At 46.4% G+C, this 16,137-nt stretch carries 16 protein-coding genes; all 16 read right to left on the reverse strand.

The window, feature by feature from the left end; genetic code table 11:
• Positions 1-154: 154 nt before the first annotated feature.
• Positions 155-895, reverse strand: a complete 741-nt coding sequence (locus tag NST38_RS27670) for a M23 family metallopeptidase (RefSeq protein ID WP_076254018.1) — start codon at positions 893-895, stop codon at positions 155-157.
• Positions 896-1,924: 1,029 nt separating this feature from the next.
• Complete coding sequence (spoIID, locus tag NST38_RS27675) at positions 1,925-3,265, reverse strand: stage II sporulation protein D (protein WP_341344224.1); 1,341 nt, start codon at positions 3,263-3,265, stop codon at positions 1,925-1,927.
• A 467-nt stretch (positions 3,266-3,732) separates the two neighbouring features.
• A complete protein-coding gene (murA, locus tag NST38_RS27680; protein ID WP_017691942.1) occupies positions 3,733-5,079 on the reverse strand; it encodes a UDP-N-acetylglucosamine 1-carboxyvinyltransferase in 1,347 nt (448 codons plus the stop codon).
• A gap of 522 nt (positions 5,080-5,601) precedes the next feature.
• The gene (locus NST38_RS27685) at positions 5,602-5,859 is read right to left on the reverse strand and encodes a DUF1146 family protein (RefSeq protein ID WP_017691941.1); all 258 of its coding nucleotides are present in this window, start codon (positions 5,857-5,859) and stop codon (positions 5,602-5,604) included.
• Between the two features lie 606 nt (positions 5,860-6,465).
• A complete protein-coding gene (locus NST38_RS27690) occupies positions 6,466-6,870 on the reverse strand; it encodes a F0F1 ATP synthase subunit epsilon (RefSeq protein WP_036612555.1) in 405 nt (134 codons plus the stop codon).
• Between the two features lie 60 nt (positions 6,871-6,930).
• Entirely contained in the window at positions 6,931-8,334 is a 1,404-nt protein-coding gene (gene atpD / locus NST38_RS27695) for a F0F1 ATP synthase subunit beta (protein WP_036612557.1), read from the reverse strand.
• Positions 8,335-8,429: 95 nt separating this feature from the next.
• Positions 8,430-9,302: an ATP synthase F1 subunit gamma gene (gene atpG / locus NST38_RS27700; RefSeq protein WP_036612560.1), complete on the reverse strand. Its 873-nt coding sequence runs from the start codon at positions 9,300-9,302 to the stop codon at positions 8,430-8,432.
• 169 nt (positions 9,303-9,471) lie between these two features.
• Positions 9,472-10,986 carry a F0F1 ATP synthase subunit alpha gene (gene atpA / locus NST38_RS27705; RefSeq protein ID WP_036612563.1) on the reverse strand — a complete coding sequence of 505 codons (1,515 nt, stop codon included), beginning with the start codon at positions 10,984-10,986 and terminating at the stop codon, positions 9,472-9,474.
• Positions 10,987-11,002: 16 nt separating this feature from the next.
• On the reverse strand, positions 11,003-11,551 hold the full coding sequence (locus tag NST38_RS27710) for a F0F1 ATP synthase subunit delta (protein ID WP_036667767.1): 549 nt from the start codon (positions 11,549-11,551) through the stop codon (positions 11,003-11,005).
• Positions 11,548-12,036 (reverse strand): F0F1 ATP synthase subunit B, encoded by a 489-nt coding sequence (atpF, locus tag NST38_RS27715; protein ID WP_036612568.1) that lies wholly within the window; start codon positions 12,034-12,036, stop codon positions 11,548-11,550. Before atpF ends, NST38_RS27710 begins: the two co-directional genes overlap by 4 nt.
• A gap of 113 nt (positions 12,037-12,149) precedes the next feature.
• The gene (gene atpE / locus NST38_RS27720) at positions 12,150-12,374 is read right to left on the reverse strand and encodes a F0F1 ATP synthase subunit C (protein ID WP_017691934.1); all 225 of its coding nucleotides are present in this window, start codon (positions 12,372-12,374) and stop codon (positions 12,150-12,152) included.
• 78 nt (positions 12,375-12,452) lie between these two features.
• Positions 12,453-13,271, reverse strand: coding sequence for a F0F1 ATP synthase subunit A (gene atpB, locus NST38_RS27725; RefSeq protein ID WP_017691933.1), 819 nt, complete (start codon positions 13,269-13,271; stop codon positions 12,453-12,455).
• A 45-nt stretch (positions 13,272-13,316) separates the two neighbouring features.
• On the reverse strand, positions 13,317-13,694 hold the full coding sequence (locus NST38_RS27730; RefSeq protein WP_017691932.1) for an ATP synthase subunit I: 378 nt from the start codon (positions 13,692-13,694) through the stop codon (positions 13,317-13,319).
• Entirely contained in the window at positions 13,687-13,941 is a 255-nt protein-coding gene (locus tag NST38_RS27735) for an AtpZ/AtpI family protein (protein WP_017691931.1), read from the reverse strand. The genes NST38_RS27730 and NST38_RS27735 overlap by 8 nt, the downstream gene beginning before the upstream one ends.
• Before the next feature lie 185 nt (positions 13,942-14,126).
• Positions 14,127-15,284: a non-hydrolyzing UDP-N-acetylglucosamine 2-epimerase gene (wecB, locus tag NST38_RS27740; protein WP_341344225.1), complete on the reverse strand. Its 1,158-nt coding sequence runs from the start codon at positions 15,282-15,284 to the stop codon at positions 14,127-14,129.
• 37 nt (positions 15,285-15,321) lie between these two features.
• Positions 15,322-15,951: a uracil phosphoribosyltransferase gene (upp, locus tag NST38_RS27745; RefSeq protein WP_017691929.1), complete on the reverse strand. Its 630-nt coding sequence runs from the start codon at positions 15,949-15,951 to the stop codon at positions 15,322-15,324.
• Between the last annotated feature and the right edge of the window lie 186 nt (positions 15,952-16,137).

Here is a 16,137-nt window from a genome sequence, read left to right on the forward strand (position 1 = left end):
TGTGTGGATAGTTTGGTACATTATATGAGGAGCATGCCTATATATTCGCGGTTTAGAGGTGTGACAAGCTTCGAAGGTCCCATTATTTTCTGAAAAGCACAAAAAGAGCAGAGGTTTAACCCTCTGCCCGTCATGTTGCTGCGGTAAAATTCATTTATTTTTCCGGAAGATATCCTTGCGGGTTAACTGGCTGTCCGTCTTCGTACACTTCAAAGTGAAGGTGGTTGCCAAGCGTTTTACCCAATTCATTGACGCCAGCGGATGCAATCGCATCTCCCTGTTTCACTTCGTCGTCCTGTTTCACTTTGACGTCTGCCAAGCTTTGGTATACCGTTTTCAGGTTATCGCTATGTGTGATTTCCACAACTTGACCTGTGAGCGGATTTTGCTCAACCCGGGTAACTTTACCGGCGAGTGCTGCTTTGACTTCAAACGTTTTGTTATCCCCACGTGCCAGATCCACACCCGTGTTCGGGATGAATGTATCATTGTACTGCACCATTGCCGCTTCATGTTCCTCGGTTGAAGCTTCGCTATCATAGAAAGGTTTTACTACCGAAATTTCGGACGGTACCGCTACCGGCCATACAAAATTCTCCGACTTTGCAACAACTTCCACACTTTCTTCTTCTCCGCCTACTGCTGTTCCTTCTGTACCCACCGATGCGCCTGTTTCTACTACCCCGCTAGCAGGGTCCGAGTTTAGCGTTTTGTCGCCTGTGCCCTGATAGACCCACACTAAGGTTAGTATAATGCCTGCTGCTGCGATGTAGGCTGCCGGGAAGACCCAGCGTTTGGACATTGCTCTTTTCCATGAAGAGGGCTGACTAGCCGGTACTCCTTGAGTTGTTTTAGGAGTTTCTTCTTGGTTTGTTTTTTTGTTTTGTTCATTCATGTTAATCACCTCAGTAACAAGTGTTACCGGGTGCAACTCTTTTATACACGCGCGACTCTAATTATTTTCACGGAGGTTTCAGAGAGTGCTATATATGTGAGGGGTGAGTAATTAGTGCGTACACCGCTTCGGGGCCAGAAAACCTTTCGACCGGCTGTTATCCCCGGATTTCCTGATTATTTCTCCCAATGGAGAAATCCGGTGATAAAGGCGGCCGCTTCGCTTCTACAGGTCTTTTCTGTCCCCTGCGCTCCCCTTACGGCTAGCACTCTCCGCATATATAGCCAAATCTCGAAAGCTCCGGAATGGGTGTTGGTAGACTGGTCCGGATTGGCTGTAGGGGTCAATCTTTCTATGAAGTGCATTTATCGGTGAGAGAAAGGATATAGGATGTGACTGGATAATGCAGATTTAAACCACCCAGGTTCTTTGAAAGTGAGATGTGAGATTAGAGATAGACAAAGCGCGCCAATACTGAATGTTCCATCTAACATCTTGATTTAAAAGAAACTGGATCATGAATGGTTACAGTATAGTTAGAAGTTGCTTGGTAGACAGGGAACATAAATCAATTTTTTAACCTTAGGGCTTGGAAACTTAATTTCAACGTTCTGGTTCTGGTTCGGCTTGCTTATTGCGAATGAGCATGTAGTGAATGGCAGTATCCACCATTTTGTTAGTGATTAGAATAATAAAATATTTCTAACGAACTCAGACGGCCTTATTGGCGGGGAAATCGCGGCTTAGGAATTCTAACGAACCGTAGACACACTAATTACTCTTTAGGGCGCTATTATTGGATCAGTTCGGTGGTATATCGTGATATAACGTGTCTGAGATTCGTTAGAATTTCCATTCGTTGTGATAACGCCCAATAAGATCTCTCAGATTCGTTAGCGCCCCACTGGTGGAAAGGAAGCCTGATGAGTTCCAAACCTAAACTGCTCTCATTCACATACATTTGTATACATTCGCACATACTCCTACTCATTCGAGTTATTTCGCTTTATCCATCCGTGTTCATCTCTCCTACTTCGATGCAAGCATCTTGGATGCCTGTCCGAATGAAATGCCGGTATAGTAGTGTTTGAGAATCTGGGTGGCCGTGTGTCCCTCCTGCGCCATGCCGTTTGCTCCCCATTGGCTCATGCCAACCCCATGACCGTAACCGTACGTTGTAATCTGGATTTCGTCACCTGTGGTCTTCCAACTGAACTGGCTGGATCTTAATCCAAGCAGTTTACGAACCTCGGGTCCGCTGAATGTCTCACCCGCGATCTGCATTTCCTTAATCCGATGTCCTTTGGTTGTAGACAATACTTCCATCCACGATCCACCCTTCTGAGCGGTAACGGGAATGGCATCCAAGTTTAACTTCTGCAGAATATCATTACGCTTCATGGTGACGGTCTGTTTGAATCCTGGTGCCAGGTTTTTGTCCCACGGACTGTCTACACTTTGCAGATACGGTACGGCGTTCCCCCATACATCCTCAGCATTCTCGGTATACCCATTACTTGTGGAAAAAAAGGATGCGGTGATTGCCTTGCCCTGATATGTCATCACCGTATCTCGACTTTCGCGCACAGCCTGTTGTAGCTTCTCCCATTCCTTCGCCTTCCCTAGACGCGTCCAATCCGCTTTCACCTGATCTGGCGGAATAAACACCTGATGGTTGACCGTATCCGTCACATCCGCCGCACCTGATGGAACACCGCTTGTATCACTCGCAGCTAACCTACGCACGATAAATGTACGAGCAGCTATTGCCTGCGCCTTTAACGCCTCCAGTCTGAATTCCGCAGGCATCTCAGCTGCCACCACCCCGGTAACATAGTCTTCCAGTTGCAGATTCATCGTTGTGCCCGTTGCAGACAGGTATACGCGCACTTTAGGTTCAGGGTACGTAACAGGAACGGCTGGCGCAGGAGCTGGGGTTCTTGTACTGCTTGAATCTGTTGGAGCAGGGATCGGCTTTGGTGATTCGCTTGTCCGCGGCCATACCAGAATTACCGGAATCAGTAACGCCATTGCCAATAAGGCAGATACAGCGGCAGCAGGTTGCCATCGCGTCGTATTACGTCCCCATCGGGGTTTTCGTCCAAACGTCCGCATTCGGCGACGCTTCACTCGGCGGAACTGGTCCAGCTCAATAACAGGTATATGAATATGCTCGGTTGTCTTTCGGTTCAGTTCATCTGCCGACACCCGTCCTGGATTGGATAATCTTGCAGGCTGTGATGGAACAGTCCTCAGGTTCAATCGGGCAGGCTTGTCTTTTTCCACTCCAGAAACGGTATTTCCCTCCGGCTCTTGCATACCTGGACGAGGGACAAGGGGTACCTTTACCTGTACACGAGCTTCTTTCATTCGAATATAACCCTCCGTTATCTATGGCCGGTCATGTGCCGGTCGTGTTGTTCAAATCCATAGTTTAGGTTATGAGCTGGCTTGATCTGATAGAACCTGATTTGAGAGAAACGAGGCCCTTTTCGTTCTGTTCAATTTCTTGTTTTCTTTTGCTATGTACATCATAGAAACGTTGATCTGTCGCTGTATACCGGTGTTTAGCTGGATCCGACACCCATATAAAGTATGCTCTTTCATTTGGTTCAGAATCGATACAGAATACGATGTTATGCTATACAAGTTAGGACCAGCTATTAATAGAATCAGGTATCAAATATCTCGTTGTCTTCTTAAAAGTAAACACAAAAAAAGCCAAGCCAGATGGCTTAGCTTTATCATTTTTTACAATATACGTTCCATCGCATTCATAATCCACACAACCGTGTGACTCATAATAGAGGGCCATATTTTTTCTATTCAATCCAGTGTTAAGCCAAAGTTGGTTGTACCTTAAACATCGGTACTTCTTTCTCCACTTTTTCACTAGGTGCTTTGGTTGCTTCCAGCTTAGGCTCATCAACCGAGATCCGATAGATGTCAGCGCCAAGTCCGTTAAGCTTCTCAGCGAGATGTACATAGCCACGGTCGATGTGATGAACACCGCCCACTTCCGTTGTACCTTCAGCAACAAGACCTGCAATAATGAGTGCGGCACCCGCACGCAGATCGGTAGCCGTTACTTTGGCACCCTTCAGTTTGGCATTACCTGTGACGATGGACGAACGTCCTTCAACTTTGATCTCCGCATTCATCAATTGGAATTCATCCACATGCATGAATCGGTTTTCAAAAACAGTCTCTGTCACGACACTTGTTCCTTCAGATGCAAGCAAAAGTGCCATCATCTGGGATTGCATATCGGTCGGGAATCCTGGGTATGGTAATGTTTTCACATCCACAGCCTTAAGAGGGCGATCTGCGATTACACGCACGCCATTCTCATCCGGTTGGATTGTAACACCCATCTCTTCAAGCTTCGCGATAACGGAGCCTAAATGATCAGAGATTGCACCTTCAATGTACACGTCACCGCCCGAAATTGCAGCAGCAGCCATATACGTACCAGCTTCTACCCGATCCGGAATAACGGTGTGTGTAACACCTGTCAGTTTCTCCACACCTTCAATGCGGATCACTCCAGTACCAGCACCACGTACGATGGCACCCATCCCATTCAGGAAGTTGGCAAGATCCACAATCTCAGGTTCTTTTGCCGCGTTCTCCAGAACAGTTACACCTTCGGCCAATGTTGCAGCCATCATAATATTTTGAGTGGCACCTACGGAAGCCACATCCAGATAAATTTTCGCGCCACGCAACCGACCTTGGCTACGAGCTTCGATATAACCTTGGCCCAAGCTGATCTCTGCGCCCATGGCTTCAAAACCTTTCAAATGCTGATCAATAGGCCGTGTACCGATGGCACATCCACCAGGAAGTGAGATTCTTGTATGACCCATTCGAGTCAACAAAGGCCCCATGACCAGGAAAGACGCCCGCATTTTACTTACCCATTCATACGGGGCTTCACAGGAAGTAAGTTTCTCCGCATTTACGGTAATCACTTCGTCCCGGTATGTAACTCCCGCTCCCAGCGATTCCAACACCTTGTTAATCGTCATCACATCGTCTAGAGGAGGCGCGTCAATAATAACGCTTTGTCCTTCTTCCCCTAAGAGAGAGGCAGCGATGATCGGAAGAACAGAATTTTTAGCGCCGCTAACTTTGACACTTCCGGTCAACCTTTTGCCACCGCGGACGATAAATTTGCTCATCATGGTTCCCTCCGCGCTTTTATTCCCTTTTCTTCATTCCGGAATACGTAAGCCCCACTATGCTAGAAAGGACTGTTGCTGTGTGTGGAATTTCGACATATTCTGGCATATTGCCACAGATGTCTGTTCAGAAAAGAATTGGTTTTTATAATCCATATCAATGATACCATGTGCCGTGCATCTTGCTATTCAGCATGTAAAAATCAGTGTCTTACAAGCCAGCAGAGCATCAGAACAGACAGAGTGGGATGGTTATTAGCCGGCATGAACCGGATATCCCGTTTATAACTACAAAATAAGTGAACAATTGTGAATTCCCTAACTTCCATCATAACATTGTTGAATTGTACGATACAAGCATTTTTACATAAAACATCTCAAATTCATCCAATTTTACGTCACATTTTTTTCTTAATTTCTTTACCGACAACTCATACTCTAATTGTTAACACAATTAATCGATGTTATTCGACAATGAGCAGCTTGAAGAACCTAACAGATGATTAACCAACCATCTCAACATTAAAACAAATTACGCAACATTTGAGTCCAGGACAAGTAGTCAATGACAAAGCCAGCAACGGCATGCCCCAAAATGATGGCGAGCAACAAATGCAACAGTCTTCCCTGAGCACCTCGTGGCTGCCTGATGATTAAATCCAGTTTGAGATTTGTCAAAGCCCACCAAGACAACGCAATACATAACAGGGAGACGATGATTGAGACCAAGCCATTGGTGCTTAATGCTTGGTTCACCTGATTCGTCAGATCAGTATCCATATATTCTTTACCTCCACATTTGTTGCAGCGATCAGCATATCATATGCCCGGCACCCATAACTTGTTAGTATACTGGAATGTCTTAAGCACAACATACTGAGCGTACTGTCAGATTTACTCCTGCCAGGCAGGAATCTCCTGATGCCCAATCACCGAGCAGCAACAATGCGGCTGTGCATGACTATGGAATCTACTACGCAGCTTCCTGCTTCTGCTGACTCTATGGAATATAGGCTCTTTCATCATACATTGTCAATTACATTGATTTCCACTTCTAAAATATTTTAATTTTAAAATGCCGGGATTTTGTGACTAAAACGACATAAAAGAGCGCTATTTCGATATCGATTCTGTCATTTCCTCGGAAATAATTTAAATTTACTCATGAAAAAAATGGTTCTCTTAGTGGTAAATGCGCCCACTACTTTAGTCCTACATTCTATTCAAATAATCATAATCGGTGAATATTTTGCTTAAAATACTTCTGTTTACTGAAGGGATAGGATGGATTTGTGGTCAGCCCTTTTGATATATTCGATAAAACAATTCTATTAAACAAACTCAAAAAAGCCCGGCAGACTAAGCCGCCAGGCTTCAAAGAATCGTTTATTTGCCGAACACATTAATCCGGTTAACCGCTTTTTGCAGCGCAATCTCTGCACGACGGTGATCAAAGTGGTCCTGATTGCTTTGGCTTGCAAGCCGACGTTCTGCCCGCTCTTTCGCCGCACGCGCACGATCCACATCAATGCTTTCCGGGAATTCAGCACTCTCTGCGAGTACAACAACCTTATCTTTACGAACTTCGATAAACCCGCCACCGATAGCAACTCGTTTATTTTCTTTTCCGTTATGGATATAGATTGGTGCAATCTGCAAAGGTGTAACCATAGGAATATGACCTGGCAGAATGCCCAGTTCCCCTTCAATACCACGAGCCGTAATGCTATTCACCTGTTCTGAATAGACCAAACGCTCGGGTGTTACGATTTCCAACAAAAAGGTGCTCAATTCCATCCCTCCTGAAACTATCCGAAGGATAGCCCACATAAGGACAATCCTGGATTCAGACTAAACCAGTGTTTTGGCTTTCTCCACTGCCTCTTCAATTGTACCAACAAAGAGGAAAGCTGCTTCCGGAAGATCATCATACTTACCTTCGAGAATCTCTTTAAAGCTGCGCACCGTTTCTTTAACCGGAACGTATTTACCTGGAATACCGTTAAATGCTTCAGCAACGTGGAAAGGCTGGGACAAGAAACGTTGGATTTTACGAGCACGGTATACAAGCGCTCTATCTTCTTCACTCAACTCGTCCATACCCAGGATTGCAATGATATCTTGCAATTCATTGTAACGTGCCAAGATACGTTTAACGCCTTGAGCTACGCTGTAGTGTTCTTCACCTACAACTTCAGGGGACAAGATCCGGGAGCTGGAAGCCAGTGGATCTACCGCAGGGTAGATACCCATCTCGGAAATTTTACGCTCCAAGTTCGTCGTTGCATCCAAGTGGGCAAACGTCGTTGCAGGAGCCGGGTCAGTGTAGTCATCCGCAGGCACGTAGATGGCCTGGATGGATGTTACAGAACCTTTTTTCGTTGATGTGATACGTTCTTGCAGTTGACCCATTTCTGTTGCCAGCGTAGGTTGGTAACCTACCGCGGAAGGCATACGTCCAAGCAAGGCAGATACTTCTGAACCCGCTTGGGTGAAACGGAAGATATTATCGATAAAGAGCAACACGTCACGGCCTTCTTCATCACGGAAGTATTCCGCCATCGTCAGACCTGTGAGGGCTACACGAAGACGTGCGCCTGGAGGCTCGTTCATTTGTCCGAAGACCATTGCTGTTTTGTTGATAACGCCGGAATCACTCATCTCGTGATACAAGTCATTACCTTCACGTGTACGCTCACCAACACCCGCAAATACGGAGATACCGCCGTGCTCTTGTGCGATGTTGTTGATCAATTCCTGAATGGTTACCGTCTTACCTACACCGGCACCACCGAAGAGACCGATTTTACCACCTTTAGCGTAAGGAGCAAGCAAGTCGATAACTTTGATTCCTGTCTCCAGCATTTCTGCTTGGGTAGTCAGTTCATCAAATGCAGGTGCTGAACGGTGAATCGGGTTCTTGTGCTCAGCAGCTACGGCACCGCCAGTATCAATTGCTTCGCCGAGTACGTTAAATACACGACCCAGTGTTGCTTCTCCGACGGGTACAGAGATTGGTGCTCCTGTATCTAAAGCTTCCATACCACGAACAAGTCCATCCGTGGAGGACATCGCAATACAACGTACTCGGTTGTCACCCAGATGTCTCGAAGCTTCGAGTGTAAGGTTCACACTTACGCCGCTCTCACTTACTGTAGTGATCGTAATGGCATTGAGGATTTCCGGCAGACCGCCGCGATCAAACTCGACGTCAACAACCGGACCCATGATGCTCACAACGCGTCCTTTGTTCATCTTAACGTTCCCCTCCTACAAGCCTGCTACTTTTGCAAAAATAATGTACCGTTCGTTTATCTTTGCTCTGCAAGCCTTCATTAATAAAAAAACGGTTAGCCTTGTGCTGCGTTGGCACCTGCCACAATTTCCGTAATCTCCTGCGTAATCGCCGCTTGACGGGCACGGTTATAGGTCAATGACAAGTCGTTAATGAGTTTAGATGCATTTTTGGTTGCATTACCCATTGCCGTCATTTTCGCGCCGAGCTCACTTGCCTTACCGTTCAGAAGTGCACCATAGATCAGCGTTTCCGCGTAACGCGGAAGCAGAACCTCCAGTACAGCTTCAGCAGACGGCTCGTATTCGTAGCTTGCCGTTGGTCCTTCCGCAGCAGTTACCTCAGGTGTTTCCATCGGAAGAAGTTTTTCTACCGTAGGAATCTGGGTCAACGCATTCACAAAGCGGTTATAACAAATGTACAATTCATCAAATTCAGCCAGTTCAAACCCATGAACAGCTTCGTGTGCGATGGATTTGATGTCTGCAAATGAAGGCGAATCCGACAGATCCGTTGTTGTGGATGCCATCGCAATTTCACGACGTCTGAAGTAATCGCGTCCTTTACGTCCAATGACGAACAATTCGTAGTCATCCTGGGAGTTGTGGCGCTCTTTGAGCGTCTGATTAACCTGACGCAAAACGTTCGCATTGTATCCACCTGCAAGACCACGGTCCGATGTAATGATCAGGTAAGCTGTCTTTTTGACCGGACGGCTCTCCAGCATCGGATGCTGTATACCTTGCGTGCTTGATGCAATACTAGCTACAACTTCTTTCAGTTTCTCCGAATAAGGACGGGCTGCTTCCGCTTTTTCCTGCGCTTTACGCAGTTTTGCAGCAGCTACCATCTCCATTGCTTTGGTGATCTGCTTGGTGCTTTGTACGCTTTTAATTTGCCGCTTAATTTCGCGCATGCCTTTTGCCATGATTTCACCACCTTAAAGTTTTGACAAAGTCAAAACTACATCGTAAGCACAACCCTACTTTGACGGGGTCAAAGTTACTTCGTAAGCATCATCTTTTTTTGACAGAGTCAAAGTATTACATGCAGACATGCGGAATCGGTTAGACAACTCCGCACCTGCAGTCATTTATTTAGACAGAGACAGCAAAGCTCTTTCTGAACTTCTCAATTGCACCTTTCAGTGCATTTTCGTTGTCTGCAGTCAATTCTTTAGTATCACGGATGGATGCAAGAATTTCCGGATGACTGCTCTCCATGAAGGCAAGGAACTCACCTTCGAAACGAGTCACATCACCTGTAGGAATTTCATCCAGGAATCCTTTAACGGCTGTGTACAAGCTGACCACCTGTTGTTCTACGGCCAGAGGCTGGTTTACACCTTGCTTCAGGATTTCCATCATACGTGCACCACGATTCAGGCGAGCCTGAGTCGCTTTGTCCAGATCGGAACCAAACTGGGAGAACGCTTGAAGCTCACGATATTGAGCGAGGTCGAGACGCAGGGAACCTGCAACCTTTTTCATCGCTTTGATCTGAGCAGAACCACCGACACGAGATACGGAAATACCTACGTTGATTGCCGGGCGTTGTCCAGCATTGAACAAGTCAGCTTCCAGGAAGATTTGTCCGTCCGTGATGGAGATTACGTTCGTTGGAATGTATGCTGATACGTCGGAGGCTTGTGTTTCAATGAACGGCAGTGCGGTTAAAGAACCACCACCCAGTTCATCATTCAGCTTCGCAGCACGCTCCAGCAAACGGGAGTGCAGGTAGAAGACGTCACCCGGATAAGCCTCACGGCCCGGTGGACGACGAAGCAACAAGGAAAGCTCACGATATGCAGAGGCTTGTTTGGTCAAGTCATCATAGATAACCAGAACGTGCTCGCCTTTGTACATGAAGTACTCACCCATCGAACATCCGGAATACGGTGCGATGTACAAGAGTGGTGATGGATCGGAAGCTGCTGCAGTTACAACGATTGTGTACTCCATTGCGCCTTTACGACGAAGAGTTTCCACAACTTGAGCAACCGTAGACTGTTTCTGACCAATAGCCACATAGATACACTTCATGCCGCTACCTTTTTGGTTCAGGATCGCATCAATCGCGATGGATGTTTTACCTGTTTGACGGTCACCGATGATCAACTCACGTTGTCCACGACCGATTGGAACCATTGCATCAATGGCTTTGATCCCTGTTTGCATCGGCTCATGAACCGATTTACGATCCATTACGCCTGGTGCTTTACCTTCAACCGGACGGAATTCCGTTGTAGCGATTGGCCCTTTGCCATCTACAGGAATACCGAGCGGGTTCACAACGCGTCCAATCAATGCTTCGCCTACAGGCACTTGCATGATTTGGCCAGTACGTTTCACTTGGTCACCTTCACGAATATCGTAGTAAGGTCCCAAGATAACGACACCGACATTGCTTTCTTCGACGTTCATGGCGAGTCCCATAACACCGCTTGGGAATTCAACCAACTCGTTGGACATGACGTTCTCAAGTCCGTAAACACGAGCGATACCATCACCAACCTCGATTACCGTCCCGACTTCGACTACATCGATATCGGTCTTGTATTGTTCGATTTGGCTCTTAATTAATGTACTGATTTCTTCTGGTTTGATACTCAAGTGTCCTCACCCCAATCTACTGTACTCGTCTGTTAAAAGACTGCTCAAGACGTTCGAGCTTGCCAGCCAAGCTGCCGTCATAGATCGTATCGCCAATGGCGACTTTCAATCCGCCCAGCAGAGTCGGATCAACAATGTTCTCGATACGAATCTTTTTATTCACACGGCCACCGAATTCACGGGCTACCGCTTCTTTTTCTTCATCATTCAACGCATAAGTGGAGTAGACACGTGCATCAGCGATGCCCAGCGACTCACCTTGGATCTTCCGATAATCATTCAGCAAGTCTCCCAGCAATTCAACGCGTCCGCGTTCAATTAACAACAAAACTGTACGAAGGACAGGTTCGGATACCTTACCATCAAGACTTGAGTGAAGCACGTTCTGCTTGACTTCATCAGAGATATTAGGAGATACGATAAATTTCTCGATATCTGCATCTCCGGTCAATGCACTGACTACCGCAACCAGTTCCTGTTCAACCTCAAGCACCTGCTGTTGCTGAAGAGCAACTTCGAACAATGCTTTCGCATAACGCTTGGCAACTATCGTATCGCGGCTCATTGTCGGCCTCCTACCTCATTGAGGTATTGGTTCACAAGTTCTTCTTGTGCAGGACCGTTCTCAACTTCTTTTTTGATCAACTTGGATGCAATCTGAACGGAAGCTGTACCCAGTTCGCTGCGAAGTGCTGCGACTGCTTTGTTCTTCTCGCTCTCGATTTCGCGTACTGCATCGTCTTTCAGACGATTAGCTTCAGCTTTTGCATCAGCCAAAATCGATTCAGCTTGTTTGCCACCTGTTTGTTTGGACTGTTCAATGATGTCGTAAGCATCTTGACGTGCTTGTTCAAGAGCTTGTTTTTGTTCCTCCACATAGGCAATGGCCTGTTCCCGAGTCTGTGCAGCCTCATTCATCTGCGTCATCACGAGTTCACGACGTTTTTCCATAATGGAGAACAAAGGCCCGAAGGCATAACGGCTAAGCAGCCAATATAAAATTGCAAATGCAACAATCGCAAGAAGCGTATTTTCCCATATGAAACTCAATCTGTTCACTCCTTCCTGGAGGTATCCTTGAAACGTCATCCGTTAGAACGGACATTACCTAAAAAGAAGGCGCGGATGGCTATGGCCTTCCCCGCCAAACCTTTAAAATTTGATTAAGCCATACCGTAGAACATGAACGCGAGTACCACACCGATGATCGGCAATACCTCGATCAAACCTACACCGATAAACATTGTTGTTTGAAGAGTGGATTTTGCTTCCGGTTGACGGGCAATACCTTCCACCGTTTTGCTGATTACCATACCGTTACCAATACCTGCGCCAAACGCGCCCAGTCCTGCAACAATTGCTGCTGCGATTAATGCCATTGCTCCCATTTGTATATCCTCCTTAAAATGATAAATCGAATTTTTTATTGTTCAGCCTGGTGAAGAAATCTTCGTAGGGCTTGAAACTTAATGCTCGTCATGCGTCTCGATGCTCTGTGAAATGTACACCATCATCAAGATAACAAACACAAATGCCTGGATCGCGCCGATAAAGATACTAAAGCCTTGCCACACCATAAGTAGCGGAATCGCTGCAATAGCACCAAACACTTTGAATGTGGTCAGTTTCAGGATCGTTGCGATCAGTACCTCACCAGCGAAGATATTCGCGAATAAACGCATACCGTGTGTCAACAGCTTGGATGCCGTCTCAATCAAGTTGATTGGCAAGAACAAGGCGAATGGCTTGAAGTAATGCTGGAGATACCCTTTGGTGTTACGGAACAATCCAAGTCCATGAGATACAAGGAACGCTACGAGAGCAAGTCCCATCGTTACAGACAAGTCAGCTGTTGGTGATTTCCACCAGGCCAGTTCAACGTGTGGGTGTGCTTCAGGGTCCTTGGCATGCGCTTTTTCAAACGCCTCCACCGCTGTAACAATCGGCTTACCGAATACCTGTGCCTGATTAACATCTGTTACCTCAGATACAGCCACGAGCGGAAGTCCGAGCATGTTCCCTACAAAAATGAACATAATCATGGAAAGAGCGAGAGAGATAAAATGTTTACCTTTCTTCATATCCATTGTACTGGAAATCAGATTGCGGACGAATTCTACTGCCCACTCCATAAAATTTTGCAGCTTGCCGGGATTTTCAACGGATAATCTCCGTGTTGCCAGTACAGCAAAAATAAAAACAATTGCACCTGTAACTACCAGCATCAACAGAACCGATAGATCCAGTCGAAATCCGCCAAGCATAATAATTGGAGCTTCATGCATATTTTTCTCACCCCTTTCTCGACTTGAAAGCTGCAGCCCTTAACATCATTCTGCTCTGCGGGAATAGACAATCCCTATAATCAATAAGGAATATTGTGCAATGACGAGACCGCCTGCAACCGCATATGTATTGAAGTACTGCGGAAAGCGCATCGATATGAATATACCGAGCACAGCGAATGCCGCTCTTGTCAAAAATCCCAAGTTGACACGCTTCAAGTTACCTTCTGCCGCATCATCAGACATTTTCCTTACTTTGTAGCCCAGGTAAAATGCATTGATCCAGCTAACTCCTGTACCCAGGGCCAGTCCCAAAGCAATTGTCTCCACACGTGGCATAAAGGCCGCTGCGAGAAAACAAATCATAAGAAAGTACATGACGAAAACAGTCATCGATCTGCGGTATCTGGTTAGTTCACTCATCACTTTCCCCCATGATTTTTTTCGCGATAAAGTAGATGCTTACACCGCCTGCCGCAAGAAAAAAGAGAACGCTTACGGCGATCCATATTCCGTTACCTCCGATGGTCTTGTCCAACCAGGAGCCAGCGTAATATCCGGCAACAGCGAGAATGGCAATCTCGATCCCAAAAGCTGTCACGAGTCCCATCGCTTTCCATACATTATCGTCATGGTTACGGGATGAATTTGGTTTGTTCGAATCGGCCATTTTCCACGCCACCCTTGCAATCCCAGTTAATTTTACTGAATGATGAGAGCCTTTGTCAATTGAATGATTTTAGCGTTTTAAAGGGGGAAACGACGGGAATACAGACCCTCAAAGCCCATAAACCCGCGTAAACCGTACAGTTTAACTGTATGCTTGCCCTTTATAAATCCGTCAGAAAAAATGTATTATTTTTTGAATTTTCTGTGAAATGATTCCGGACGTTCACTATTTACACCGAAATGATGCAAAATCGCATTGACAATTCTTTCCGAAGCATGTCCATCACCGTATGGATTGGCAGCCTGGCTCATGCTTGCATACAGGGTTTTGTCTGTGAGCAGAGCTTTGGTCCGTTCATACACACGTTCCTCTTCGGTACCTACCAATTCCAGCGTTCCGGCTTCAATACCTTCCGGGCGTTCTGTTGTATCGCGCAATACGAGCACAGGCACACCAAACGAAGGTGCTTCTTCCTGCAAACCGCCTGAATCGGTCAAAATCAAGTGAGTGTGCGGGTAAAAGTTATGCAAATCCACCACGTCTAGTGGATCAATTAATTGAATACGGGGATGATTCCCCAAGATCGCGTGAGCCGGCTCCTTCACAGCAGGACTTGGATGCACCGGGTACACGATGGCAATATCTTCGAATTCGTCGGCAATCCGTTTGACGGCCTGGAAAATGTTGCGGTGAGGCTCGCCTTGAGATTCACGGCGATGAGCTGTCATCAGCACAAGGCGTTTGCCTTGGGCCCAATCAAGTACCGGGTGTTTGTAGTCCTCCCGTACAGTATATTGAAACACATCTGTTACCGTGTTGCCTGTGACGTACGTACTAGACTCCGATTTATTTTCTTTGGCAAGATTGGAAGAAGACCAATCCGTAGGCGCAAAGTGTAGATCAGCCAGTACTCCCGTCAGCTGACGGTTCATCTCTTCCGGATATGGAGACAGCTTGTTCCACGTCCGCAGCCCCGCTTCCACATGTCCTACCTGAATCTGTTGCAGGAATGCTGCGTAGCTCGCTACAAAGGTAGTTAATGTATCCCCGTGAACCAGTACAATATCCGGCTTAGCTTCGGCTAACACTGGCTCCAGACCGCCAAGAACACGAATTGTAATTTCATTCAATGTCTGACGGTCCTTCATCACATCCAGATCATAATCGGGATGAATGTCGAAAACTTCAAGTACCTGATCCAACATCTGGCGATGCTGCGCAGTTACGCAAACAATAGATTCAATAGACTCAGGGTGTTTCTGCAATTCCAAAATAAGCGGAGCCATCTTGATGGCTTCCGGACGCACCCCGAAGATCGTCATAACTTTAATTTTGTTGGACATTCGAGCAAGCCTCTTTTCTACTCCGCATGCGATATGCTTATTTAGTGCCGTAAAGACGGTCTCCTGCATCTCCAAGCCCTGGAACGATATAACCATGATCATCCAGACGGTCGTCCAATGCTGCTACATAGATGTCCACATCGGGATGTGCATCTTGCACAGCTTTTACGCCTTCCGGTGCTGCAACCAGGTTCATCATCTTGATTTGGGTACAGCCACGTTTTTTGAGCACGTCAATAGCTGCAATTGCCGAACCACCCGTTGCCAGCATCGGATCAATTACAATCAATTGACGCTCTGTTACGTCTGTAGGCAGTTTGGTGTAGTATTCTACCGGTTGCAGTGTTTCCGGGTCACGGAACAGACCCACATGTCCAACTTTTGCCGCTGGTAACAATTTCACAACGCCATCCAGCATTCCGAGTCCTGCGCGCAGAATCGGCACCAGTCCGAGCATACGTCCAGAGATAACTTTACCTTGTGTTGCAGCTACAGGTGTCTGTACATCAATCGTTTCCAGTTCAACATCTCTTGTAATCTCATAAGCCATCAACGTTGCTACTTCATCCACCAATTCACGAAAATCTTTCGTATTCGTACGCATGTCGCGTATAAACGTCAGTTTGTGTTGAATCAAAGGGTGATCACATATTACTAATTTTCCCATCTAATTTGTCCCTCCGGTAAGTTCTTCATGTTCAGCATTTCCAAATATACCTAGCCACCATTCATGGGCTCGATAAATCCTGTATATTATATCATCACCAACAACGAATTACACCATCAAAGGGCACCCAATCATTACAGATTACCGAATCCTATAAAAAACAGGACCGGAAAATGATCCATCCGG

This window comes from Paenibacillus sp. FSL H8-0104 (assembly GCF_038050215.1).
GTDB lineage: Bacteria > Bacillota > Bacilli > Paenibacillales > Paenibacillaceae > Paenibacillus > Paenibacillus amylolyticus.

What these genes read in the sequence shown, in the direction of transcription:
- NST38_RS27670 (WP_076254018.1), bottom strand. Translation starts at nt 895, where the DNA reads ATGAATGAACAAAACAAAAAAACAAACCAAGAAGAAACTCCTAAAACA.
- spoIID (WP_341344224.1), bottom strand. Translation starts at nt 3,265, where the DNA reads ATGAAAGAAGCTCGTGTACAGGTAAAGGTACCCCTTGTCCCTCGTCCA.
- murA (WP_017691942.1), bottom strand. Translation starts at nt 5,079, where the DNA reads ATGAGCAAATTTATCGTCCGCGGTGGCAAAAGGTTGACCGGAAGTGTC.
- NST38_RS27685 (WP_017691941.1), bottom strand. Translation starts at nt 5,859, where the DNA reads ATGGATACTGATCTGACGAATCAGGTGAACCAAGCATTAAGCACCAAT.
- atpD (WP_036612557.1), bottom strand. Translation starts at nt 8,334, where the DNA reads ATGAACAAAGGACGCGTTGTGAGCATCATGGGTCCGGTTGTTGACGTC.
- atpG (WP_036612560.1), bottom strand. Translation starts at nt 9,302, where the DNA reads ATGGCAAAAGGCATGCGCGAAATTAAGCGGCAAATTAAAAGCGTACAA.
- NST38_RS27710 (WP_036667767.1), bottom strand. Translation starts at nt 11,551, where the DNA reads ATGAGCCGCGATACGATAGTTGCCAAGCGTTATGCGAAAGCATTGTTC.
- atpE (WP_017691934.1), bottom strand. Translation starts at nt 12,374, where the DNA reads ATGGGAGCAATGGCATTAATCGCAGCAGCAATTGTTGCAGGACTGGGC.
- atpB (WP_017691933.1), bottom strand. Translation starts at nt 13,271, where the DNA reads ATGCATGAAGCTCCAATTATTATGCTTGGCGGATTTCGACTGGATCTA.
- NST38_RS27730 (WP_017691932.1), bottom strand. Translation starts at nt 13,694, where the DNA reads ATGAGTGAACTAACCAGATACCGCAGATCGATGACTGTTTTCGTCATG.
- NST38_RS27735 (WP_017691931.1), bottom strand. Translation starts at nt 13,941, where the DNA reads ATGGCCGATTCGAACAAACCAAATTCATCCCGTAACCATGACGATAAT.
- wecB (WP_341344225.1), bottom strand. Translation starts at nt 15,284, where the DNA reads ATGTCCAACAAAATTAAAGTTATGACGATCTTCGGGGTGCGTCCGGAA.
- upp (WP_017691929.1), bottom strand. Translation starts at nt 15,951, where the DNA reads ATGGGAAAATTAGTAATATGTGATCACCCTTTGATTCAACACAAACTG.